At 68.0% G+C, this 21,832-nt stretch carries 19 protein-coding genes and 1 tRNA gene; 3 read left to right on the top strand and 17 right to left on the bottom strand.

All coding sequences use genetic code 11. The features are described 5' to 3' along the window. Nucleotides 1-45: 45 nt before the first annotated feature. Nucleotides 46-1,068, bottom strand: coding sequence for an ROK family glucokinase (locus AC1DB8_RS08535; protein WP_476893025.1), 1,023 nt, complete (start codon nucleotides 1,066-1,068; stop codon nucleotides 46-48). 253 nt (nucleotides 1,069-1,321) lie between these two features. Here AC1DB8_RS08535 and AC1DB8_RS08540 point away from each other — a divergent pair, with 253 nt between their 5' ends. Beyond that, nucleotides 1,322-3,142 (top strand): AMP-dependent synthetase/ligase, encoded by a 1,821-nt coding sequence (locus tag AC1DB8_RS08540; RefSeq protein WP_441418898.1) that lies wholly within the window; start codon nucleotides 1,322-1,324, stop codon nucleotides 3,140-3,142. Nucleotides 3,143-3,234: 92 nt separating this feature from the next. Here the strand turns inward: AC1DB8_RS08540 and AC1DB8_RS08545 are convergent, their stop codons facing one another. Then, nucleotides 3,235-6,630 carry a pyruvate carboxylase gene (locus AC1DB8_RS08545; RefSeq protein WP_476892762.1) on the bottom strand — a complete coding sequence of 1,132 codons (3,396 nt, stop codon included), beginning with the start codon at nucleotides 6,628-6,630 and terminating at the stop codon, nucleotides 3,235-3,237. A gap of 320 nt (nucleotides 6,631-6,950) precedes the next feature. Between AC1DB8_RS08545 and AC1DB8_RS08550 the strand changes: the two genes are divergently transcribed. Then, complete coding sequence (locus AC1DB8_RS08550) at nucleotides 6,951-7,799, top strand: ParA family protein (RefSeq protein WP_441418900.1); 849 nt, start codon at nucleotides 6,951-6,953, stop codon at nucleotides 7,797-7,799. Here AC1DB8_RS08550 and AC1DB8_RS08555 read toward each other — a convergent pair. From AC1DB8_RS08555 to gcvH, 5 genes are all read right to left on the bottom strand, one after another. After that, nucleotides 7,722-8,309: a MerR family transcriptional regulator gene (locus AC1DB8_RS08555; RefSeq protein ID WP_476892763.1), complete on the bottom strand. Its 588-nt coding sequence runs from the start codon at nucleotides 8,307-8,309 to the stop codon at nucleotides 7,722-7,724. The genes AC1DB8_RS08550 and AC1DB8_RS08555 overlap by 78 nt on opposite strands. Nucleotides 8,310-8,573: 264 nt before the next feature. Next, nucleotides 8,574-9,077, bottom strand: a complete 504-nt coding sequence (locus tag AC1DB8_RS08560) for a bifunctional nuclease family protein (RefSeq protein WP_175321577.1) — start codon at nucleotides 9,075-9,077, stop codon at nucleotides 8,574-8,576. Next, complete coding sequence (gene ftsR, locus AC1DB8_RS08565; RefSeq protein ID WP_175321576.1) at nucleotides 9,077-9,793, bottom strand: transcriptional regulator FtsR; 717 nt, start codon at nucleotides 9,791-9,793, stop codon at nucleotides 9,077-9,079. Before ftsR ends, AC1DB8_RS08560 begins: the two co-directional genes overlap by 1 nt. Nucleotides 9,794-9,816: 23 nt before the next feature. Then, a complete protein-coding gene (locus tag AC1DB8_RS08570) occupies nucleotides 9,817-10,290 on the bottom strand; it encodes an FHA domain-containing protein (RefSeq protein WP_175321575.1) in 474 nt (157 codons plus the stop codon). Nucleotides 10,291-10,454: 164 nt separating this feature from the next. Next, a complete protein-coding gene (gcvH, locus tag AC1DB8_RS08575; RefSeq protein ID WP_138769663.1) occupies nucleotides 10,455-10,841 on the bottom strand; it encodes a glycine cleavage system protein GcvH in 387 nt (128 codons plus the stop codon). Nucleotides 10,842-10,994: 153 nt separating this feature from the next. On the opposite strand from gcvH, the gene AC1DB8_RS08580 reads away from it, so the two are divergent. Next, nucleotides 10,995-11,864, top strand: a complete 870-nt coding sequence (locus tag AC1DB8_RS08580; protein WP_476892764.1) for an Fpg/Nei family DNA glycosylase — start codon at nucleotides 10,995-10,997, stop codon at nucleotides 11,862-11,864. A 91-nt stretch (nucleotides 11,865-11,955) separates the two neighbouring features. Here the strand turns inward: AC1DB8_RS08580 and AC1DB8_RS08585 are convergent. The 10 genes from AC1DB8_RS08585 to AC1DB8_RS08630 form a co-directional block, all read right to left on the bottom strand. Then, nucleotides 11,956-12,032, bottom strand: a tRNA-Pro gene (locus tag AC1DB8_RS08585). Nucleotides 12,033-12,199: 167 nt separating this feature from the next. Further along, complete coding sequence (gene der, locus AC1DB8_RS08590; RefSeq protein WP_346959094.1) at nucleotides 12,200-13,750, bottom strand: ribosome biogenesis GTPase Der; 1,551 nt, start codon at nucleotides 13,748-13,750, stop codon at nucleotides 12,200-12,202. Continuing rightward, nucleotides 13,747-14,445: a lysophospholipid acyltransferase family protein gene (locus AC1DB8_RS08595; RefSeq protein ID WP_476893026.1), complete on the bottom strand. Its 699-nt coding sequence runs from the start codon at nucleotides 14,443-14,445 to the stop codon at nucleotides 13,747-13,749. The genes der and AC1DB8_RS08595 overlap by 4 nt, the downstream gene beginning before the upstream one ends. 49 nt (nucleotides 14,446-14,494) lie before the next feature. Further along, nucleotides 14,495-15,253, bottom strand: coding sequence for a (d)CMP kinase (cmk, locus tag AC1DB8_RS08600; RefSeq protein WP_476892765.1), 759 nt, complete (start codon nucleotides 15,251-15,253; stop codon nucleotides 14,495-14,497). Next, nucleotides 15,253-16,362: a prephenate dehydrogenase gene (locus AC1DB8_RS08605; RefSeq protein WP_441418904.1), complete on the bottom strand. Its 1,110-nt coding sequence runs from the start codon at nucleotides 16,360-16,362 to the stop codon at nucleotides 15,253-15,255. Before AC1DB8_RS08605 ends, cmk begins: the two co-directional genes overlap by 1 nt. A 3-nt stretch (nucleotides 16,363-16,365) precedes the next feature. Then, entirely contained in the window at nucleotides 16,366-17,568 is a 1,203-nt protein-coding gene (locus AC1DB8_RS08610) for a pseudouridine synthase (RefSeq protein ID WP_441418905.1), read from the bottom strand. A gap of 109 nt (nucleotides 17,569-17,677) precedes the next feature. Then, a complete protein-coding gene (gene scpB / locus AC1DB8_RS08615) occupies nucleotides 17,678-18,298 on the bottom strand; it encodes an SMC-Scp complex subunit ScpB (RefSeq protein WP_441418937.1) in 621 nt (206 codons plus the stop codon). 92 nt (nucleotides 18,299-18,390) lie between these two features. After that, nucleotides 18,391-19,239 carry a segregation and condensation protein A gene (locus AC1DB8_RS08620; RefSeq protein WP_476892766.1) on the bottom strand — a complete coding sequence of 283 codons (849 nt, stop codon included), beginning with the start codon at nucleotides 19,237-19,239 and terminating at the stop codon, nucleotides 18,391-18,393. An 8-nt stretch (nucleotides 19,240-19,247) separates the two neighbouring features. Next, the gene (locus tag AC1DB8_RS08625) at nucleotides 19,248-20,147 is read right to left on the bottom strand and encodes a ParA family protein (RefSeq protein ID WP_441418907.1); all 900 of its coding nucleotides are present in this window, start codon (nucleotides 20,145-20,147) and stop codon (nucleotides 19,248-19,250) included. A gap of 299 nt (nucleotides 20,148-20,446) precedes the next feature. Then, on the bottom strand, nucleotides 20,447-21,814 hold the full coding sequence (locus AC1DB8_RS08630) for a cation:dicarboxylate symporter family transporter (RefSeq protein ID WP_476892767.1): 1,368 nt from the start codon (nucleotides 21,812-21,814) through the stop codon (nucleotides 20,447-20,449). Between the last annotated feature and the right edge of the window lie 18 nt (nucleotides 21,815-21,832).

Genomic DNA, 21,832 nt, shown 5'->3' on the forward strand with positions numbered 1-21,832 from the left:
CCGGTTGCTGTCCGGCTGGCGGCTGCGGAGCCGCCCGCGCGCCGGCTAGCTGCGCATGCGGCTGCTGACCCGGGAAAGGTCGGCCGCGCCGATCAGCCCGGCATTGGGGCCCAGCGCGGCCAGTTCAATCGTGGCCGCCGGGCGGAACCCGCGGCCGGTCAGGTTCCGGGCAAAGGCCTTCCGCGCCGGTTCCACGAGGAGTTCGCCGGCGTCGCAGAGCCCGCCGCCGATGACGAAGGTTCCCGGGTCCAGGGCCGCCGCCAGGTTCGCCAGTCCCAGGCCGAGCCATTCCCCCACGTCTTCGAGGAGTTCACGCGCGGTGGGATCGCCGGCCTTGGCGAGTTCGGTGACGACCACGCCCGTGATCCGGTCGGCATGGCCGTGCACTGCTTTGAGCAGCTCCTGGGCCACCGGCGAGTTGGCTGCGGCGAGTTCCCGGGCCTCCCGGCCAAGGGCGTTCCCCGAGGCGTACTGCTCCCAGCAGCCGCGGTTGCCGCACTCGCAGCGGTGGCCGCCGGGCATGATGATCTGGTGGCCGAATTCACCGGCCACGCCGAAGCGCCCACGTTCGAGCCGCCCGTCCATCACCATGGCCCCGCCGATTCCGGTGCCCAGGGTAATGCAGACCAGCCGGCTCTCGCCCTTCCCGGCGCCAAAGCGCCACTCCGCCCAGCCGGCGGCGTCGGCGTCGTTGGTCAGCAGCACCGGACGGCGGAGCAGCCGCTGCAGGTTCTCACGCAGCGGTTCGTTGCGCCAGGCCAGGTGCGGGCTGAACAGCACGGCGGCGCCGTCGAGGTCCATCCACCCGGCCGCGCCGATGCCGACCGACCAGATGCGGTGGCCCCGGCCCAGTTCCTCCACGAGTTCGACGATCACCTGCTCGACGGCGCGCGGATCGCTGCCCGGCGTTGACCGCTTGGCCTGGCTGAGGATGCGCCCTTCCGCGTCCACAACGCCGGCCGCCACCTTTGTGCCGCCGATGTCGACGCCGATCGCGAGGCCCTTGCGCCCGAGCCGCAGGTGTTCACGGAAACTGCCGGCCTCGGAGGCGCCGGAAAAGCCCTGCATCCGGCGCCGCCAGGCGGCCGTCCTGCGCTGCGGTCCGGGCTTCTGGCCGGGTGTTGGAGTATGCATCGTTCCCCATTCTAGGGCCCTCAGCGAGCGGCGCGGCCGGGCCGCCGGCCCTCTCCCGGGTGGCGCAACACGGGCCTTGACCGTAAAGTTACTCGCCAGTAGGTGAAGTGGAACACACCCCGCCGGGGCCACATACTACTGTTAGTCGTACCCCCCTTGCGGGCCAATGGATATCAAAGGAGCTATCGTGCGAGAAATCAGTGTCCCGCCCCTGGTCACCGTCCCACCGGAGACGAACGTAACGGACCTGGTCCTGCGCCAGGCCGCGAAGGCGTCCAACCCGGCCCTGTTCTCACGGCTCGACGCCGCAGGCCAGTGGCAGGACGTCCGGGCGACCGATTTCCTGGCCGATGTCTCCCTGCTCGCCAAGGGCCTGATGGCCAGCGGCGTGGCTGCCGGCGACCGGGTCGGCATCATGTCCCGCACCCGGTACGAATGGGCCCTGATCGACTTCGCGATCTGGTTTGCCGGCGCCGTCTCGGTCCCGATCTATGAAACGTCCTCCCCCTCACAGGTTGCCTGGAACCTCGGCGACTCCGGCGCCGTCGCCGCCTTCGGCGAGTCCGCCCACCATGAGGACATCATCCGGCAGGCTGCCAGCTCCGAGGGCCTCACCGGGCTGAGGCACGTCTGGCAGCTGGAAGGTGACGCCCTCGACGAGGTCCGCGCCGCCGGCAGCGGGATCAGCGACGAGGAACTCGAAGCCCGCCGCAGTCAGGCCTCGCTCAACGATCTCGCCACCATCATCTACACCTCCGGCACCACCGGCCGGCCCAAGGGCTGCGAGCTGACCCACGGCAACTTCGTGGAGCTCTCCGACAATGTGCTGGCCACGTCCCTGGGCCAGATCGTCCACGAGCAGGCGCGGACCATCATGTTCCTCCCGCTCGCGCACGTCTTCGCCCGCTTCATTTCTGTGCTGGCGGTGGCGGCCGGCGTTACCGTGGCGCACACTCCGGACATCAAGAACCTGCTGCCGGACCTGCAGAGCTACAAGCCGACCTTCATCCTCGCGGTGCCGCGGGTCTTCGAAAAGGTCTACAACTCCGCTCTGACCAAGGCCGAGGACGGCGGTAAGGGGGCGATCTTCCATCGCGCCGCGGAAACCGCCATCGCCTATTCGCGGGCTCGCCAGGCGGGCAAGCTGGGCCTGGGCCTGCGGCTCAAGCACACCCTGTTTGACAAGCTCGTCTACGGCAAGCTCCGCGACGCCATGGGCGGCCAGGTCGCGCACGCGGTGTCCGGCGGCGGCCCGCTCGGCGAACGCCTCGGCCACTTCTTCCAAGGCATCGGCCTGCAGATCCTCGAAGGCTACGGCCTGACCGAAACCACCGCCCCGGTCACGGTCAACACGCCCGGCCTGATCAAGATCGGCACCGTCGGCGCGCCGATTCCCGGCAACGCCGTGAAGATCGCCGACGACGGCGAGATTCTCGCCAAGGGCGTCTGCGTGATGCGGGGCTACTTCAACCGGGAGGACCTCACGGCCGAAGCCTTCGTGGACGGCTGGTTCCGCACCGGCGACATCGGCCAGCTTGACGGGCAGGGCTTCCTGACCATCACCGGGCGGAAGAAGGAAATCATCGTCACCGCCGGCGGCAAGAACGTGGTGCCGGCCCTGCTCGAGGACCAGATCCGCGCCGACGCGCTGGTTTCGCAGGTCCTTGTGGTCGGAGACAACCGTCCGTTCATCGGCGCTCTCGTGACGCTCGACGAGGAGGCGCTCCCGGGCTGGCTGCAGCGCCACGGCCTGCCGGCGTCGACCACGGTGGCCGAGGCGACCGTAAACCCCGCCGTCACGGCGGCGGTCCAGGAGCTGATCAACCGTGCGAACCAGTCCGTCTCGCAGGCCGAGGCCATCAAGTCGTTCCGGATTGTTCCCTCCGATTTCACCGAGGCCTCCGGCCACCTGACGCCGTCCATGAAGGTCAAGCGCGCCCAGGTGATGAAGGACTTCGAGAACGTGATCGAGGAGATGTACTCCGCGAAGCGCACCACGCACGCCTAAGACCCGCTTCAACGCGTTGGCATAAACCAGGAAGGGCTCCTCCGGCCGTAGCCGGAGGAGCCCTTTCTGCTGTGCTGCCGTGTCCGGCCGCGTTACTCCACGACCAGCAGCAGGTCGCCGCCCTGGACCTGCTCGACGGGGCCGACGGCGAGCCGCGACACGGTCCCGGCCACCGGCGTCGTGATCGAGGCTTCCATCTTCATGGCCTCGATGGTCGCGACCGTGTCCCCGGCCTTGACCGCGTCGCCGGCCTTGACGGTCAGGGTGACGGCGCCGGCGAACGGCGCGGCGACCTGGCCCGGCTGCGAGGCGTCGGCCCGCTCGGCGGCCTTGACGTTGCTGACCACGGAGCGGTCACGGACCACCACGGGCCGGGACTGTCCGTTGAGCGTGCACATCACGGTCCGCATGCCCTTCTCGTCCGGCTCGGAGACGGCCTCGAGCGAGGCGATCAGACGCACGCCCTTCTCCAGCTCGATCTCGTGCTCGGCGCCGCGCTGCAGGCCGAAGAGGTAGTCGCGGGTGTCCAGGACGGAAAGGTTTCCGTAGGCCTCGACACTCTTCTGGTAGTCCTTGGTGGGACCGGCAAAGAGCAGCCGGTTGAGGGTCTGCTGCACCGTCCTGGAGTCGCCCTTAAGCGCGGCACTATCTTCGGCGCTGAGTTCGACGTCGCGGACCTTGACGCTGCGGCCCTGCAGGGCCTTGGTCCGGAACGGCTCGGGCCAGCCGCCGGGAGGGTCTCCCAGTTCGCCGGAGAGGAAGCCGATCACGGAGTCCGGGATGTCGTACTTCTGCGGGTTCTCGTTGAAGTCCGCCGGGTCCGCGTTGAGGCCGACCAGGTGCAGGGCGAGGTCGCCCACCACCTTGGACGAGGGCGTGACCTTCACGAGCCGGCCCAGGATCCGGTCCGCTGCGGTGTACATGTCCTCGATCGCTTCGAAGCGTTCGCCCAGCCCCAGCGCGATCGCCTGCTGGCGCAGGTTGGAGAGCTGGCCGCCGGGGATCTCGTGCTGGTAGACCCGGCCGGTGGGGCCCGGCAGTCCCGACTCGAACGGGGCGTAAACGCGGCGCACGGCCTCCCAGTACGGTTCCAGGGCGCACACATTGGCCAGGCTCAGGCCGGTGTCCCTCGGCGTGTGGGCCAGCGCCGCGACGAGGGCCGAGGCGGAGGGCTGGCTGGTGGTGCCGGCGAGCGAGGCCGAGGCGACGTCGACGGCGTCCACGCCGGCGTCCACGGCAGCCAGCAGGGTAGCCAGCTGGCCGCCCGCCGTGTCGTGGGTGTGCAGGTGTACCGGGAGGTCGAACTTCTCCCGCAGGGCCGTCACGAGGCGGGCTGCCGCCGCCGGGCGCAGCAGTCCGGCCATGTCCTTGATCGCGAGGATGTGCGCGCCGGCGTCGACGATCTTCTGGGCCAGGTCCAGGTAGTAGTCGAGGGTGTACAGCTTCTCGTCCGGATCGAGCATGTCCGCGGTGTAGCAGAGGGCGACCTCGGCCACGGCGGTGCCGGTGGCGCGGACGGCGCGGATGGCGGGGGCCATCTGGTTGACGTCGTTGAGGGCGTCGAAGATGCGGAAGATGTCGATGCCGGTCGCGGCGGCCTCGTTGACGAAGGCCACCGTCACCTCTTCCGGGTATGGGGTGTAGCCGACGGTGTTCCGGCCGCGGAGCAGCATCTGCAGGCAGATGTTCGGCAGCGCCTTGCGCAGCGCGGCCAGGCGGTCCCAGGGGTCCTCGCCCAGGAAGCGGAGGGCGACGTCGTAGGTCGCGCCGCCCCAGGCCTCGACGGAGAGCAGTTCGGGCAGCAGCTTGGATACTGCCGGTCCGGCCGCCACGAGGTCCCGGGTCCGGACGCGGGTGGCCAGCAGGGACTGGTGCGCGTCGCGGAAGGTGGTGTCGGTGACGGCGACGGCGTCCTGCTCGCGCAGGGCCTTCGCGAAGCCCTCCGGGCCGAGTTCGAGCAGCCGCTGCCGGGACCCCAAGGGGGCGTCACTGTCCGTCAGGGCGGGCAGCTTGTCGGCCGGGTCGGTGTGTGCCGTGAGCTCGCCGTTGGGCTTGTTGACGGTGACCTCGGCGAGCCAGGTCAGCAGCTTGGTGCCGCGGTCCGCGGAGACGCGGGCCTTGAGCAGTTCGGGGCGTTCGTCGATGAACGAGGTGGCGACGTCACCGGCGACGAAGTCCGGGTCGTCCAAAACGGCCTGCAGGAAGGAAATGTTGGTGGAGACGCCGCGGATCCGGAACTCGGCCAGGGCGCGCCGGGCGCGGGCGACGGCGGTCTTGTAGTCGCGGCCGCGGCAGGTCAGCTTGACCAGCATCGAGTCGAAGTGCGGGCTGATCTCGGCGCCGGAGTAGACGGTGCCGCCGTCGAGCCGCACACCGGCGCCGCCGGCCGAACGGTAGCCGGTGATCTTTCCGACGTCGGGGCGGAAGCCGTTTGCCGGGTCCTCGGTGGTGATGCGGGACTGCAGTGCGGCGCCGTTGAGCTTGACGGTCTCCTGCGAGAGGCCGAGGTCGGCGAGGGTCTCGCCGGAGGCGATCCGCAGCTGGGCCTGGACGAGGTCGACGTCGGTGACTTCCTCGGTGACGGTGTGCTCGACCTGGATGCGCGGGTTCATCTCGATGAAGACGTGCTGGCCGGCCCGCTCGCCGACGGTGTCGACGAGGAACTCCACGGTGCCGGCGTTGACGTAGTTCAGGGCCTTGGCGAACTTCACGGCGTCCCGGTAGAGCGCCTGCCGGATGCCCTCATCGAGGTTCGGCGCGGGGGCAATCTCGATCACCTTCTGGTGGCGGCGCTGGATGGAGCAGTCGCGCTCGAAGAGGTGCATGACGTTGCCCTCGGCGTCGGCGAGGATCTGCACTTCGATGTGCCGCGGGCGCAGCACCGCCTGTTCCAGGAACATGGTGGGGTCACCAAAGGCGGCGTCGGCCTCGCGCATGGCGGCCTGCAGGGCCTCGGGCAACGCGTCCCGGGTGTCCACCCGGCGCATGCCGCGGCCGCCGCCGCCGGCGACGGCCTTCGCAAAGATGGGGAAGCCGATTTCGTCCGCGGCGGCGATGAGTTCGTCGACGTCCTTGGACGGTTGGCTCGACTTGAGCACCGGGACGCCGGCCTTGCGGGCGGCCTCCAGTGCGGCGACCTTGTTGCCGGCCAGTTCAAGGACTTCTGCCGGCGGTCCAACGAAGGTGATGCCGGCGGCAGCCGCGGCGCGCGCCAGGTTGGGGTTCTCCGAGAGGAATCCGTAGCCGGGGTAGATCGCGTCGGCCCCGGCCTCCTTCGCCACGCGCACCACCTCGTCGACATCGAGGTACGCCCGGACCGGGTGCCCCTCCTCGCCGATCAGATACGCCTCATCCGCCTTCTGGCGGTGGATCGAGTTACGGTCCTCGGTCGGGAACACTGCAACGGTCTTGGCACCCAGCTCATAGCTGGCGCGGAAGGCGCGGATGGCGATTTCGCCGCGGTTAGCCACCAGAATCTTGGAAAACATACTTCTCCTGCATCATCGCGGGTGGTTCGGTAAGTCGTCACAGTTTCTAAGACTGGTGTGCGCAAACACAAATCATTGTGGCGCCCATCACAGCATTATGCGTCATTTCGGCGGCATTGGGCAGATCGCTCTCGCGCGGGGGGCTCCACAGCGGTCCGGGCACCCGCCGGCCCGGATAAGTCGGGCCGGATGAGAAAGGTTTCGGTGCCGGGTCAACATATGATGAGTTGGTGGGTGGCGCATGCACGCCCCGGTCCGAAGGAACGCACGGGCCGGCATGACCCAGTCTCGGCAACCGGCGTTAGGTATTGGTTTTTCAAGTGCAAGTAGTCAGCATCAGCAGCCTCAAAGGCGGTGTCGGCAAGACCTCCGTGACAACCGGACTGGCGTCGGCCGCACTCGCAGCCGGCATCCCCACCCTCGTGGTCGACCTTGACCCGCACGCGGATGCCAGCACCGCCCTCGGCGTCCGGCCCGATGAACAACTCGACATCGGCCGGATGCTCAAGTCCCCGCGCCGGGCCCGCCTCGCCGACAACGTTGTCCCCAGCGGATGGGTGGAGCACAGCGCTTCTTCCAAGGGAACAGCAGCGTCCGTACTGGATGTCGCCATCGGCTCGGCCTATACCGGAATCTACGACCGGCCCGACCTCGGCCGCCGCGACCTGCGCCGACTCTCCGCCGTGCTGGCAGGTGCCGGGCAGTACGAACTAGTGCTGATCGACTGCCCGCCCTCGCTGAACGGCCTGACCCGGATGGCCTGGTCCGCCAGCGACAAAGTCGCCCTGGTCGCCGAGCCGGGACTGTTCTCCGTCGCGGGCACCGAGCGCACCATGCGCGCCATCCAGCTGTTCCGGCAGGAATTCGCGCCAGGCCTCTCCCCCGCAGGCATTGTCGCCAACCGGGTGCGGACCGGCTCCTCGGAGCACACCTTCCGTCTGGCCGAGATGCAGTCCATGTTCGGCGAACTGCTGCTCACCCCGCACATCCCGGAGCAGGCGAACTGGCAGCAGATCCAGGGCGCGGCCCACTCGGTCCATCACTGGCCCGGGGACTCCGCCAAGAACGCCGCGGCGTTGTTCGACACGCTGCTAGGCAACCTGATGGGGGCCGGCGGTACCGGGGAGCTGGCGGCTGCGGGCATGGTCCGCAACCGCAGCCAGCGTTAGCTGTACTGTTCCGGCTCGAAGTCCGGCCTCCCGGATGGAGGACAACAAGAAGCGCGGGGCCACGATGTGGCCCCGGATGACTTCATCCGCCGAGGTGCACTCGTAGACGCTCGCGCCGTCACTCATCAGCGTGATCTGGGCGAGGTCTTCGACCCCGCGCTCCCGGAGGTGCTCGACGGCGGTGCGGATCTGCTGCAGGGAGACGCCGGTGTCGAGGAGCCGCTTGACGACCTTGAGGACGAGGATGTCGCGGAAGCCGTAGAGGCGCTGCGACCCGGAGCCGGCGGCGCCGCGCACGGCGGGTTCGACGAGCCCGGTGCGTGCCCAGTAGTCCAGCTGGCGGTAGGTGATCCCGGCCGCCTTGCACGCGGTGGGGCCGCGGTAACCCGCGTCTTCGTCCAGGACGGGAAGATCCTCGGTGAAGAGCAGGCCCTGGGCACCGCTCGCGGGCACAGCAACGCCTGCCGTCGAGGTCTGCTTGAGCTCGCCTGCTTCGCCTTTCGGACTCACGTGGATCCTCCTTGTCATGAGTTCCCGCGGGAACTTGCAGCAACGACGCGCTGTCCGGGACCTGCGTCGGACCGAGTAGGCACGAAAATCATCCGTGTAGTTTCGGCTCCGGCGGCTCTGTCCAGTGTGACTTGCGCGGCTGTTGTATGCAATGGGAACTTGTACCTCCGACGTTAGGCCTGCCGGGGCCCAAGGTCAAAGACGTTGGGGGTATTGCCGGGGCGTGTCGAAACTTTCGACCTCGACTTTAAGCTTAGGGCCGTTTCAGCCGGCGAAATCCTCGGGTTCGACGTCGTCCAGGAACTCGCGGAAGCGGCGCAGCTCGCCCTCTTCGTCGACGGCGGGCCCCGGCTGGGCCTCCTCGCCGTCGTCGTGCTCGGTGATCCGCACACCGGCTTCTTCCATCACGGCGTCCGCGCACCAGATCCGGCATTTGGCCCGCAGGGCCAGGGCCAGGGCATCCGAGGCCCTCGAGCTGACGGTGGTGCCGTCTTCGAACTGGAGCTGGCCGTAGAAGATGTTGTCCTCGACCGCCACGATATTGACGCTGACGATCGTGTGGCCCAATGCCTCGACAACGTCCACCAGCAGGTCGTGCGTCATCGGCCGCGGCGGGACCACACCCTGCTGGGCCAGGGCGATGGCGCTGGCCTCCGGGGTGCCGATCCAGATGGGGACGTGGCGCTCCCCGTGCATCTCCTTGAGCAGCACAAGCGGTTGGTTGGACGGCAATTCAATCCGTACGCCTACGATTTCCACCTCAATCATCAGATGTCCATCCTCGAGATGCGGTCCTGGACCAGGGCCCGGTGCAGCGTCAGGCAGAGTTCGCTGATTTCGCGGGCGGCCTCGGCGGCGCGGGCGTGAGAGGCGGCGTCCTTCCGCGAGGTCAGGGTCGCCACCGCCCGTTCCACCAGCCCGAATTCGCGTTCGGCGGCGGCCTGGAACGGGCGCAGGTGCCGCGGTTCCAGGCCGTGGCCCTCCAGTTGCACGCAGGCCCGGGCAACCTGCAGGGCATGTTCATCGAATTTGCCGTTGACGTGGCCGATCAGGCCGAAGCTGAGCAGGGATTCGAGCAACGGCACGCTGGCCCCGGACTCGGTGCGGAGCTGCTCTTCGCTGAGCAGGCGTACCCGGTGGTTCAGTTCGGCGGCGAGTTGGTCCGAGACGATCCGCGGCGAGACCGTGACCCCGGGAGGGAGGTTGTCCGGGCGTTCGCCGCGGTCAATCGCGTCGAGGTAGTCCTTGATCACCTTCAGTGGCAGGTACTGGTCCCGCTGCAGGGCCAGCACAAAACGGAGACGCTCGACGTCGCCCTCGGAGTACTGCCGGTACCCGGCGGGAGTCCGCTGCGGGTTGATGAGTCCCTTTTCTTCAAGGAACCGGATTTTCGACGCGGTCATGTTGGGGAAGTCGTCGCTCAGTTGAGCCAGGACCTCCCCGATGTTCAGGACCTGGGGTCCGCGCCGTTCGGCTTGTGCCATGGCCACAGGCAACTACCCCGATATCAGACGTTGCCTGCGGTACGGGCAGGGCTGAGGTAGAAGGTGAGCCGGAACTTGCCGATCTGCACCTCGTTACCGGACTTCAGCTCCACACTGTCGACACGGTCGTGGTTGACGTAGGTGCCGTTCAGGCTCCCGGTGTCCACGACCTCGAAGCTGCGCGCCGTGCGGCGGAATTCAACGTGGCGGCGCGAGACCGTGACGTCGTCGAGGAAGATATCGGCGTCCGGGTGGCGGCCCGCCGTCGTGACGTCCGAGTCGAGCAGGAAGCGGGCGCCGGCGTTGGGGCCGCTGTGTGCCACCAGCAGGGCGGACCCTGCGGGCAACGACTCGATGGCCGTGCGTTCCTCGACCGAAACCTTCGGGGTGAGGGTGGGCTCGTCGCGCACGGGAGTGAGATGGATCGATGTGGTCTCCGAGGCTTTCACTCCACCCGTGCCGTATTCACCGGTGTCGTTCTGTCCGTGCCCAACCATTGAGTCCTCCTCATTCGTTGCAGGTGTCCCCCCTGCAAACAACGCATGCCGTCCGGAAAAGCCTGGCAGATCCGGTAGTCAGTCCCCCCGGCCGGCCACTGTGTCCAGTAATTGCTGTCTCCAACAACTGCTGTGTCCAGTAACACGGCCCGGAGACCTTCCCATTAGCCTACCTGTTGTTCGTACTCCGATGCACTGAGCAACGACTCCACGGCGTCGGCTTCTGCGAGCTTGATTTCGATCAGCCAGCCCTCGCCGTAGGGATCCGAATTGATCAGGGCGGAATCGGTGTCCAGGGCCTCGTTGCGGGCCACTACCTCGCCACTGACCGGGGCGTAGATGTCGCTGACACTCTTGGTGGACTCGACCTCCCCCACGACGTCGTTGGCCTTGATGTCAGTGCCGACCTCCGGCATCTGGGCGTAGACGACGTCCCCGAGCGCGTCCTGGGCAAAATCCGTGATCCCCACACGCACGACTCCGTCGGCATTCGGGGCGGAGACCCATTCGTGTTCCGCGGTGTAGGACAGCTCTTCGGGAATGATGCTCATGGCGGGCCTTTCGTCTGGTCAATCACCAAGGTCGACGGCGGCCGATCGAACGGGCCGCCGCTGAAAGTATAGGCATATCCGGCCGGACCCCGGGAGGACTCTGGCATGATGGGGCCATGGCAGCACCTGCACCCGTTCCGGTCGGATTTGCCCATGCCTGAGCTACCGGAAGTGGCAGCCCTCGCGGATTTCCTGGACACGCGCCTGCGCGGTGCGGTCCTCACGAAAATCCAGATCGTCTCGTTTGCGGTACTGAAGACGGCGGATCCTCCCATCTCGGCGTTGGAAGGCAGGACCGTGACGGGGGTGCGCCGCCATGGCAAGTTCGTGGACCTGGAGGCCGACGGGCTGCATCTTGTCTTTCACCTTGCCCGCGCCGGCTGGGTGCGGTTCACCGACGCGCCCACCGGCGCGGTGCTGAAAATGGGCAGCGGGCATATCGCGGCGCGGCTGTCATTTTCCAGCGGGGGCGGACCACTTGACCTGGACCTGACCGAGGCCGGCACCAAGAAGAGCCTGGCGGTCTACCTGGTCCGCAGCCCGACGGATGTGCCGGGGATCGCGGCGCTCGGACCGGATCCGTTCAGCCCGGGGTTCGACGTCGAGACCCTGGCCGGGATCCTCGCGGCCGGCAAGCAGCAGATCAAGGGGCTGCTGCGCAGCCAGGGCGTCATCGCCGGCATCGGGAACGCCTACAGCGATGAGATTCTGCACGCGGCCAGGATCTCCCCGTTCGCCATCGCCGGCGCCCTGGACCGGGCGGCGGTAGAGCGCCTGTACGACGCCGTCCACGAAATCCTGGGCACGGCACTGGCCGAGGCCCGCGGGAAACCGCCGGCCGAACTCAAGGACGCCAAGCGGAGCCACATGCGGGTGCACGGCCGGGCCGGCGAAGCATGCCCGGTCTGCGGAGACACCGTGCGAGAGGTCTCCTTTGCCGACACCGCGCTGCAGTACTGCCCGCACTGCCAGACGAAGGGAAAGATCCTGGCGGACCGCCGGACGTCGCGCTTTTTGAAGTAGGACTTTTCCAGGAGCCGCTTTACGAAGTCGACCGGTCCGGGAAACAGAAAACCCCGCCATTCCGTTGCCGGAATGGCGGGGTACTTTCTGTTGGTCGGGCTGACAGGATTTGAACCTGCGACCCCTTGACCCCCAGTCAAGTGCGCTACCAAGCTGCGCTACAGCCCGTTGGTTCCGCCGTTCTCCGCTCTTGATGATGTCCTGTTGTTATCCAATGGATTTCATCCGAGCAGTCCGGCCGAACCACCTCCAAAAGCTTACACGATTCCGGAGGGTGCCCGTGACACTTTCACTTGTGTCACGGGAACTTTTTCCCTCGGCGGGCGCGTTCGGAATTAGCGCTTCTTGCCGCGCTTTTCCCGGACCCTCATGTTTACCTCGATCGGCGTGCCCTCGAAGCCGAAGGTTTCGCGGAGCCGGCGGGTGATGAAGCGGCGGTAGCCGGGATCCAGGAAGCCGGTGGTGAAGAGCACGAACTTCGGCGGCCGGCTGGAGGCCTGGGTGCCGAAGAGAATGCGGGGCTGCTTGCCGCCGCGGACCGGGTGCGGGTGTGCCGCCACCAGTTCGCCGAGGAAGGCGTTGAGCCGTCCGGTGGGGATGCGCTTGTCCCAGCTCTCCAGCGCGGTGTCCAGGGCAGGAACCAGCCGGTCCTTGTGCCAGCCGGTCTTGGCCGAGATGTTGACGCGCGGCGCCCACGCCACGTGGGCGAGGTCCTGTTCGATTTCGCGTTCCAGGTAGGTGCGGCGTTCGTCGTCGAGCAGGTCCCACTTGTTGAACGCGAGCACCAGCGCGCGGCCGGACTCGATCGCGAGCTGCAGGATGCGTACGTCCTGCTCGCTGAGCACCTCGTCCACGGCGAGGAGCACGACGGCGACCTCGGCCTTTTCGAGCGCGCTCTGGGTGCGCAGCGAGGCGTAGAAGTCGGCGCCCTGGGCCATGTGCTGGCGGCGGCGGATGCCTGCCGTGTCGACGAAGCGCCAGGTGCGGCCGCCGAGTTCGATGAACTCGTCGACCGGGTCACGGGTGGTGCCGGCGGTGTTGTCGACGACGACGCGTTCGGAGCCGGCGAGCTTGTTCAGCAGCGAGGACTTGCCGACGTTCGGCCGGCCGATCAGGGCGATCCGGCGCGGGCCGCCGCTGCGCTCGAGTCCTTCGATCGTGGAGAACTCCGGCAGCGTGTCCATGACATGGTCGAGCAGGTCGGCGACGCCGCGGCCGTGCAGGGCGGAGACCGGGTACGGCTCGCCGAAGCCGAGGCCCCAGAGCGCGGCCGAGTCGGCTTCCTGGGCGAAGTCGTCGACCTTGTTGGCCACCATGATGACCGGCTTCTTGGACTTGCGCAGCATCTTCATGACGCCTTCGTCCGTGGCGGTCGCGCCGACGGCGGAGTCCACCACGAACAGCACGGCGTCGGCGAGCTCCACGGCCATCTCGGCCTGCTCGGCGACGCGGGCGTGGATGCCCCGGGCGTCGTGCTCCCAGCCGCCGGTGTCAACCACGGTGAAGTTCCGGCCGTTCCAGTGCGCCGAGTACATAACGCGGTCACGGGTGACGCCGGGGGTGTCCTCCACGACGGCTTCGCGGCGGCCCAGGATGCGGTTGACCAAGGTGGACTTGCCGACGTTCGGCCGGCCGATGATGGCCAGGACGGGGTCAAGCTTGACCGGGCCGTCGAAGTCCTCGTCCTCGTAGCGCCCGCTCAGCAGGGCGGCGTCTTCCTCGTCCAGTTCGTAGTCGTCCAGGCCGGCGCGGAGCGAGGCCGCGCGGAGCTCGGCTTCCTCGTCGTCCAGGGCGGCAAGATTCTCCGCCACCTGGTCCGTGCCGGTGGGCGTGTATTCGTCTTCGCCGGCGCCAAAATGGCCGGGGGTTTGAGTCGTATCGCTCATTGCACTTTCCTTAGGTGGTGATCTGCCGGCGTCGCGGCTACTGCTGTCTGTGGTTCTTGCGGTGAATCCGCGTCGGGCAGGCGCTGCCCGCTGCTCTGAATTGTGTCCTGGACGTGCCGTGCCAGTGCGGCGCGGATCTCGGTTCCCACCCTGTCCATTGAAGCACGCCCGGTCTCCCCGGGCCTGCGGCTGACGGTGAGGGCCCCGCCGAAGCTGACGTGCAGCCGCCGGCCGGGACGGGGAACCGCGTTGAGGTGCTCGCCGCTGATCCTGGTCCCGAGGATGGCTACCGGGATCACGGTGGCCCCCGAGTTCAGCGCGAGCCAGGCCACCCCGTTGTTGATAGCGGCGGCCTCTCCGCTCCCCCGCGTGCCTTCGGGCAGGATCCCGACGCACCGTCCGGCGTCGAGGACGCTCTTGGCCCGTTCCAGCGCCGCCCGGTCACCCGAACGGTCCACCGCCAACTGGCCGGAGGCCTTCAGGACCAGGCCCAGGAAGCCCTTGAACATCTCCTTCTTGACGAAGATGTGCATCGGCCGCGGCGCCGCACCGAACATGACCGGGCCGTCCAGGAAACTGATGTGGTTTCCGGCGAAGATGACCGGCCCCGCCGCCGGGACGTTGGCGCGGCCCTGGACGGAGGTCCGGTACACCAGATGGTCCAGCAGCCAGCCGACCGGCCGGCTCCAGGCCATGGTCCCGTGCTTGAACCAGCGGCCGGGAAGCTGCGCCCCGGCTGAGCCCTCAGTCACGGTTGATGGCCGTGTGGTTGATGGCCGTGTGGTTGATGGCCGTGTGGGTGACGACCCGGTGCACGATCCCGAGGGCCGCGTCAACGGTCTGGGCAAAGTCCAGGTCCGAGGAGTCCAGCGTGACCACGCCGTCGGCGGCCTGCGTGAAGTTCACCACGGTGGAGTCCTTGGCGTCCCGCGCCGTGACCTGCGCGGCAAGCTGTTCGGCGTTCTGGCTGCCGCCGAGCTGGATGCCGCGGCGGCGAAGCCGGGCCTCTTCGCTGGCGGTGAGCAGCATGCGCACCTCGGCATTGGGAGCGACGACGGTGGTGATGTCCCGGCCCTCCACCACCATGCGGCGGTGGTGCTTTTCGATCAGCGCGCGCTGCCGGCGGATCAGTTCGGTCCGTGCCCCGAGCGTGGTGGCGACCGCGCTGACCGCAGCGGAGATGCCCGGTTCACGGATGGCCTCGGTGATGTCGGCACCCGCGACCCGGACGTACTCTTCCTGCGGGCTGGTGCTGATCTCCAGTTGGAGCGTCTCGGCAGCGGCTTCGATGGCTTCGGCGTCGGCGAGGTCCAGGCCGGTGTCAAGGCAGAACCAGGTCAGGGCCCGGTACATGGCGCCGGTGTCGAGGTAGGCCAGCCTGAGCCGGCGCGCCACCTCTTTGCTGACGCTGGATTTGCCTGAGCCGGAGGGGCCGTCGATTGCGACGACGAGGCTCTTGCCGGGGCGGACGACGTCCACCGTTTCAATGAGTTCCTGGGTCATTACTGGAGTACCCGCCATCCACGGTCGTTGAGGGCTTCGATGAGCAGCTCGTGCTTGTTGGGCAGCACGGAGAGTTCCACCATGCCGACATTCTGTCCTGAGGAGTGGTCCAGCCGGAGGTCCTCGAGGTTGACGCCGATCTCGCCGATCTCGGTCAGGAGCCTGGCGATCTGGCCGGGCGTGTCGTCCACCAGGACGGTCAGCCAGGAGTAGGCCTGCGGCGGTCCGCCGTGCTTGCCCGGGATCCGGGCCTGGCCGGCGTTGCCTTCGCTGATCAGCTGGGCAAGGTCCAGCCTGGCACCGGGCGCGGTCGGATCCTCGAGGGTTCCGATCAGCCGGTTCAGGTCCTCGCGGACGCCGTAGAGGATCTCCACGACCTTGCCCGCGTTGGCGCCGAGGATCTGCACCCAGAGCGTGGGGTCGCTCGCGGCGATCCTGGTCACGTCCCGCAGCCCGTTGCCGGCCAGCGAGAGCGCGTGCAGCGGGGTTCCCTGCAGCCGGCTGGCTACGAGGGAGGACATGACCTGGGGCAGGTGCGAGACCAGCGCCACGGCCTCGTCGTGTTCCTCGGCACCGAATTCGGAGACGACGGCGCCCAGGTCCCCGGCCAGCGCACGCGCCGCCTGCAGGGCCTCGGGCCGGGTTTCCGGCGTGGGGCAGAGCACCCACGGCATCGAGGTGAACAGTTCCCCGCGGGCGGCGACGGGGCCGGACTTTTCCCGGCCCGCCATCGGGTGGGTGCCGACGTAGCGGCCCAGGTCGGCGCCGCGCTCGCGCAGCTCCGCCTGGATGGACGCCTTGACGCTGGCAATGTCCACCACAACGGCCTGCGGGTAGTCCGCGAGGGCGCGAGCGACGACGTCGGAGGTCACGTCCGGCGGCGCGGCGACCACGACGAGTTCCGGCGTTTCGCCGTCAAGGCGCGCCAAGGGCAGGCCTGCGCCGATGTCGACGGCGACGGCCTGGTTGGTAGGCGACGGGTCGGAGAGGAACACGGCGACGCCGCGGCCCCGGAGCCCCAGCCCGATGCTGGTGCCCAGCAGTCCGGTGCCCACGACCACGACCGGCCCGTTCAGGTGGCCGCGGCCGTGGGTGCGAAAAGCGGACATGCCTTACAGCCCCACGGATGCCAGCAGGTGGCCGACTTCCTGCTTGCCGAGGTTGCGGATGCTGCCCTGGCGCTGGTCGCCCAGGCCGATGGGACCGACCTTGACGCGGACCAGGCGCAGTACCGGGAAACCGACGGCGTCGAAGAGGCGCCGCACAATGCGGTTCTTGCCCGAGTGCAGCACGACCTCGATCAGCACGTGGCCCGGGGTCGAGTCGACGAGCTTGAAGGAGTCGACCGAGGCAATGCCGTCCTCGAGTTCGACGCCGGCCTTGAGCTGCGCGCCGACGCCCTGCGGGAACGGCCCGCGGACCTGGACGAGGTACGTCTTGGGCACCTCGTAGGAGGGGTGCGTCAGGCGGTTGGCGAGTTCGCCGTCGTTCGTCAGGAGCAGGAGCCCCTCGGTGGCGACATCGAGCCGGCCGACGTGGAAAAGGCGTTCGCCGTGGTGGTTGCGGACGAAATCGCTGACGCACGGACGGCCGTCCGGGTCTTCCATCGTGGAGACAACGCCCTTGGGCTTGTTGAACACCATGTAGACCATGTTTTCGTCCAGCTGGATGCGCAGGCCGTCCACGTGGATCACGGACGCCTTGGGGTCGACGCGCATGCCGAGCTCGGTGACGACCTGGCCGTCGACCTCGACGCGGCCTTCGGCGATCATTTCCTCGCAGACGCGCCGGGAGGCGACGCCGGCGGAGGCCATGACCTTTTGCAGACGGACACCGTCGGCATCGTGCAGTTCGGACTGCGGCACGGGTCCGCGCGGGCCGCGTTTGCGGGCCGGCTTCCGGACCGGGCCGAGGTTCTGGCCGAAGCGTTCGCCGCCGAACGCGCTGGAACCGGTGGCCTTGGCCGCTCCGGCGCCGATGCGCGGCTTGGGCTTGAGCGCGCCCGGCGTACCGGGGACCTTGCCGGCACCGGGCTTGCGTGCCGCAGGCTTGCGGGCGGCCGGCTTACGCGCTGCCGGCTTGGCGCCGTTGCGGTCCCCGGATTCCGGAGCTGAACCCGCGGGGTTCAGGTCCGGATCGATGAAAGCCTCTTCGCGCGGCTTGGGCCGCTTGAACGGGCGGTCGCCGCCGCCCTTGGAGAAGTCGCGCTGGCCTCGGCCGGCGCCGCCCGCACCCTGGGTGCGTGCTGATTGATGTCCGGCGCTGGTGCGTCCCGAACCGTTACGTGGTGAACCCTGGCGTCCCGCCTGTGTCATGACCCGTCCTTCGTTTGTTGGCCCGCGGCGGCTGCCTCACGGCAGCCCCCACCGGCCGGGCAAATGGTTCTGCCCTGGTGGATACTCGTTACGCAGGCAGCATTCCTGCCTACATTCTTCCTGCGTCGTAAAACTCTGCTATGCCTTCAAGCCCTGGAAGATGGGGCGAAAGCTGAGGCAACTCAGCCACCGAGCCGATTCCCATACGTTCGAGGAAATACGACGTCGTGCGGTACAGGATGGCCCCGGACTCAGGATCGGTTCCCGAATCCTCGATCAGTCCGCGCTGGGTCAGCGTCCGCACGACGGAGTCAACATTGACCCCTCGAATTGCAGACACCCGCGCCCTGGAAACGGGCTGGCGGTAGGCGATGACGGCGAGCGTTTCGAGCGCCGCCTGCGTCAGCCTGGCTGTCTGTCCTTCCAGCACGAATCCGCCTACGACGTCGGCGAACTCAGCGCGGGAATAGATCCGCCAGCCTCCGGCGATATTCCGCAATTCAAAACCCCGGGGGGCGGCACCGAAACCAGCACGATTAATCGCAGTGCTGGCGTCGTCCGCATCCGGGGCATTACCAGTATAGCCGTTATACTCCCGTTGCAGTTCCCCGAGCAGGCCCTCGACGACGTCGACCGTCAGGTTCAGGCCGGCGGCCAGCTCCGTGGCCGTGGCCGGTTCGTCGACCACCATGAGCACGGCCTCCAGCGCGGCACGGGCGCCGCCGGGCAGTCCGGAAACGTCCGGAACCCGGGAGTCGCCGGCGTCGGATCCGGCCGCGCCTGACGGGGCCCCGCCGGCTGTGGCAGAGGTGGGTGCTTCGGTCACGGCTGCTCCTCGTATTCTTCGCTCAGCTTGTCGCTGCTCCAGTCCGGGTCGTCGGCGGTCCAGTGCACGGACAGCTCGCCGAGGGGAAGCAGTTGGTCGAAGCCCACTGCCTTGTCCCGGAACATTTCCAGCAGCGCGAGGAACCGGGCCACCACTACGAGGGTGGACTCGGCGTCGGCGATCAGGGCCCGGAAGGTGAGTGCCTTGCCAAGACGCAGGCGGTGGCCGATGATTTCGGCCTGCTCCTTCACGCTTACCGGCGTGCCATGCAGGTGGGCGAGGCCCACCTCGGTGGGGGCTGCTTCCTTGGGCTTCAGGGCCGCTTCGGCCAGAGCCGCGAACTGCTGCGGGGTGTGCTTCCAGACCAGCTCGGGCAGGAGGGCGGCGAACTGGCCCTCCAGGGCGACCTGCCGCGGGTAGCGCCGGCCCTCCAGCTCCAGCGTCGAGCCGATCAGTCCGGCAACCTGCTTGAAGGCCTTGTACTGGAGCAACCGGGCGAAGAGCAGGTCGCGGGCTTCGAGCAGCGCGATGTCCTCGTCGTCCTCGACCTCGCCGGCGGGCAGCAGCCTGGCCGCCTTGAGGTCCAGCAAGGTGGCGGCGATGACCAGGAATTCGCTGGCCTCGTCCAGGGCCCAGTCCTCCCCCAGCCGTTGCAGCCCCTTGATGTATTTGATGAACTCGTCGGTGACCGTGGCCAACGCCACCTCGGTGATGTCCAGCTGGTGCTTGGAGATCAGGCCCAGCAGCAGGTCGAAAGGGCCGGTGAAGTTGGCCAGCCGGACCTCGAATCCGGGCTTCTTCCCGGGCGGCGACAGCTCTGCCGTCGCGGTTCCCGTCGCCGCCATAGCCCTGGTTAGGGCGCGCCGCCGCGCGAAATCAGCTCTTTGGCCAGGCGGCGGTAGGCGTCGGCACCGGCGTGGTTGCCGGCGTAGCTGGTAATCGGCTCGGCAGCCACGGTGGCGTCGGCGAACTTGATGGAGCGCTTGATCACGGTCTCGAAGACCTTGTCCCCGAAGGCCTCCACGAGCCGGGCGATGACCTCGCGGCCGTGCAGGGTGCGGGAGTCGTACATGGTGGCGAGGACGCCGTCGACCTGCAGGCGGGGGTTCAGCCGGTCCTGGACCTTGTCGATCGTCTCGACCAGCAGCGCCACGGCGCGCAGGGCGAAGAATTCACAGATCAGCGGGATGATGACGCCGTGGGCCGCGGTCAGCGCGTTGACCGTGAGCAGCCCGAGCGAGGGCTGGCAGTCGATCAGGACAACGTCGTAGTCGTCTTCGACCTTTTTCAGGGCCCGGTCCAGGACCTGTTCACGGGCGACCTCGTTCACCAGCTGGACTTCCGCGGCGGAGAGGTCGATGTTGGCCGGCAGCAGGTCCACATTTTCGACGCCGGTCTTCTGGATGGCGTCGCGGATGTCGACCTTGCGGTCCATCAGCACGTTGTAGACCGTGAGGTCCAGCTCGTGCGGATTGGTGCCAAGGCCGGCAGAGAGGGCGCCCTGCGGGTCGAAGTCGACCAGCAGTACGCGGCGGCCGTATTCGGCCAGGGCAGCGGCCAGGTTGATGGTGGACGTGGTTTTGCCCACGCCGCCCTTCTGGTTGACCATGGCGATGACCCGGGCCGGGCCGTGGGATGACAGCGGCGCGGGCTCCGGAAAGTCGCGTTGGGGGCGCCCGGTGGGGCCCATGATGGCGTCTTCCAGGTCGAGTCCGGTGCCTTCCAGAGTGGCTGAACCCTGTTCGCTGCTCACGTATCTATCCACACTTTCGATGACGGTGATTTTCGTGCCTGACCCTGCCGGCTGCTTGTTGTGCTGACTGGCTCATGTTGCGGCCTCATCTTGCTTGCGGCCGCCCGGCAAGGATCGTTATTCCTCCCAAGGTTACAGCCCCCGACACGGTATTCGACGGACCTTGACAACCGCCGTTCCGCGCGCCTTGACCCTCTGGTAGAGGTCGAGGGTTGCCTGGCACCGGGACCCCGCCGCAAACGAAACCGCCCGGACGCGGGGTGCGCGTCCGGGCGATTTCAGTGCGTTCGGGCTGGTGCTCAGGCGTTGACCGGCACCGGCTGCGCGGCCTGGCCGGCCGGCTGGTCGGCGGCCACGTGCCCAGTGTGGCCGGCGATCATGGTCTGCTCGTCGAAGGGCTCGGCGCCGGAGAGGACACGCTCGACCTGTCCGCCGTTGATCTCCTTGACCCAGGTGCCGATCAGGACGGTCGCCACGGCGTTGCCGGTGAAGTTGGTCAGCGCGCGGGCCTCGGACATGAAGCGGTCGATGCCGACAATCATGCCCACGCCGCCAAGCAGTTCCGGACGGTGGGCCTGCAGGCCCGCTGCCAGGGTGGCGAGGCCGGCGCCGGTGACGCCGGCGGCGCCCTTGGAGGCGATGATCATGAAGATCAGCAGCGAGATCTGGGCGCCCAGGTCCAGCGGGGTGCCCATCGCGTTGGCGACGAACAGGGAGGCCATGGTCAGGTAGATGGCCGTGCCGTCGAGGTTGAAGGAGTAGCCGGTGGGGACCGTGACGCCGACGACGGGCTTGGAGACACCGAGGTGTTCCATCTTCGCGATCAGGCGGGGCAGGGCCGCTTCGGAGGAGGACGTGGAGAAGATCAGCAGGTATTCGCGGCCGAGGTAACGCATCAGGCGGAAGATGTTGACACCCGAGACGACCTGGAGCAGGCCGCCCAGGATCACGACGATGAACACCGCGCAGGTGATGTAGAAGGCGACCATGAGGGTGGCCATGCTGATGATGGCCTGCACGCCGGTGGCGCCGACGACGGCGGCGATCGCACCGAATGCGCCGACCGGGGCGAGCCACATGACCATGATCAGGATGCGGAACACGAGGGCCTGGCCGTGGCCGATGGCCTTCAGGATCGGGGTGCCCTGCGGGCCCATCTTCTGCAGCGCGAAGCCGACCAGGATAGCGGCGAGCAGGGTGGGCAGCACGGGGATGTCGCCCGGGATGATGCCGAGCAGGAAGTCGACGGTGCTGTCCGTGGCGGCCTTCTTGTTGGGATCGTACGGGGCGAGCTTGAGGCCCTCACCCGGGTGGATCAGGTTGCCGACGACGAGGCCGATGGCCAGCGCGAAGGTCGACATGACGATGAAGTAGCCGAGGGCCAGGCCGCCGACCTTGCCGACCGTGGCGGCCTTGGCGATCGAGCCGATGCCCAGCACGATGGTGCAGAAGATGACGGGGGCGATCATCATCTTGATGAGCTTGATGAAGCCGTCGCCGAGCGGCTTGAGGGACTTGCCGACCTCGGGGAAGATCAGGCCGACCAGGGCGCCGAGGACCACGGCGACAATGACTGCGATGTACAGGTAGTGGGACTTGTCCAGCCCCTTGCGCTTTTTGACCGGCGCCGCGGCGGTTGCCGCTGACTCTCCTCGTTGAGAGGCCATGGTGTTCTCCTTGTATAG

It is taken from the genome of Arthrobacter sp. 10N410 (assembly GCF_056394945.1).

Excerpts from the sequence above, each read along its gene's own strand:
- AC1DB8_RS08535 (WP_476893025.1), bottom strand. The coding sequence starts at position 1,068 with ATGCAGGGCTTTTCCGGCGCCTCCGAGGCCGGCAGTTTCCGTGAACAC.
- AC1DB8_RS08545 (WP_476892762.1), bottom strand. The coding sequence starts at position 6,630 with ATGTTTTCCAAGATTCTGGTGGCTAACCGCGGCGAAATCGCCATCCGC.
- AC1DB8_RS08560 (WP_175321577.1), bottom strand. The coding sequence starts at position 9,077 with ATGATTGAGGTGGAAATCGTAGGCGTACGGATTGAATTGCCGTCCAAC.
- ftsR (WP_175321576.1), bottom strand. The coding sequence starts at position 9,793 with ATGGCACAAGCCGAACGGCGCGGACCCCAGGTCCTGAACATCGGGGAG.
- AC1DB8_RS08570 (WP_175321575.1), bottom strand. The coding sequence starts at position 10,290 with ATGGTTGGGCACGGACAGAACGACACCGGTGAATACGGCACGGGTGGA.
- gcvH (WP_138769663.1), bottom strand. The coding sequence starts at position 10,841 with ATGAGCATCATTCCCGAAGAGCTGTCCTACACCGCGGAACACGAATGG.
- AC1DB8_RS08580 (WP_476892764.1), top strand. The coding sequence starts at position 10,995 with ATGCCTGAGCTACCGGAAGTGGCAGCCCTCGCGGATTTCCTGGACACG.
- der (WP_346959094.1), bottom strand. The coding sequence starts at position 13,750 with ATGAGCGATACGACTCAAACCCCCGGCCATTTTGGCGCCGGCGAAGAC.
- AC1DB8_RS08595 (WP_476893026.1), bottom strand. The coding sequence starts at position 14,445 with ATGGCCTGGAGCCGGCCGGTCGGCTGGCTGCTGGACCATCTGGTGTAC.
- cmk (WP_476892765.1), bottom strand. The coding sequence starts at position 15,253 with ATGACCCAGGAACTCATTGAAACGGTGGACGTCGTCCGCCCCGGCAAG.
- AC1DB8_RS08605 (WP_441418904.1), bottom strand. The coding sequence starts at position 16,362 with ATGTCCGCTTTTCGCACCCACGGCCGCGGCCACCTGAACGGGCCGGTC.
- AC1DB8_RS08610 (WP_441418905.1), bottom strand. The coding sequence starts at position 17,568 with ATGACACAGGCGGGACGCCAGGGTTCACCACGTAACGGTTCGGGACGC.
- AC1DB8_RS08620 (WP_476892766.1), bottom strand. The coding sequence starts at position 19,239 with ATGGCGGCGACGGGAACCGCGACGGCAGAGCTGTCGCCGCCCGGGAAG.
- AC1DB8_RS08630 (WP_476892767.1), bottom strand. The coding sequence starts at position 21,814 with ATGGCCTCTCAACGAGGAGAGTCAGCGGCAACCGCCGCGGCGCCGGTC.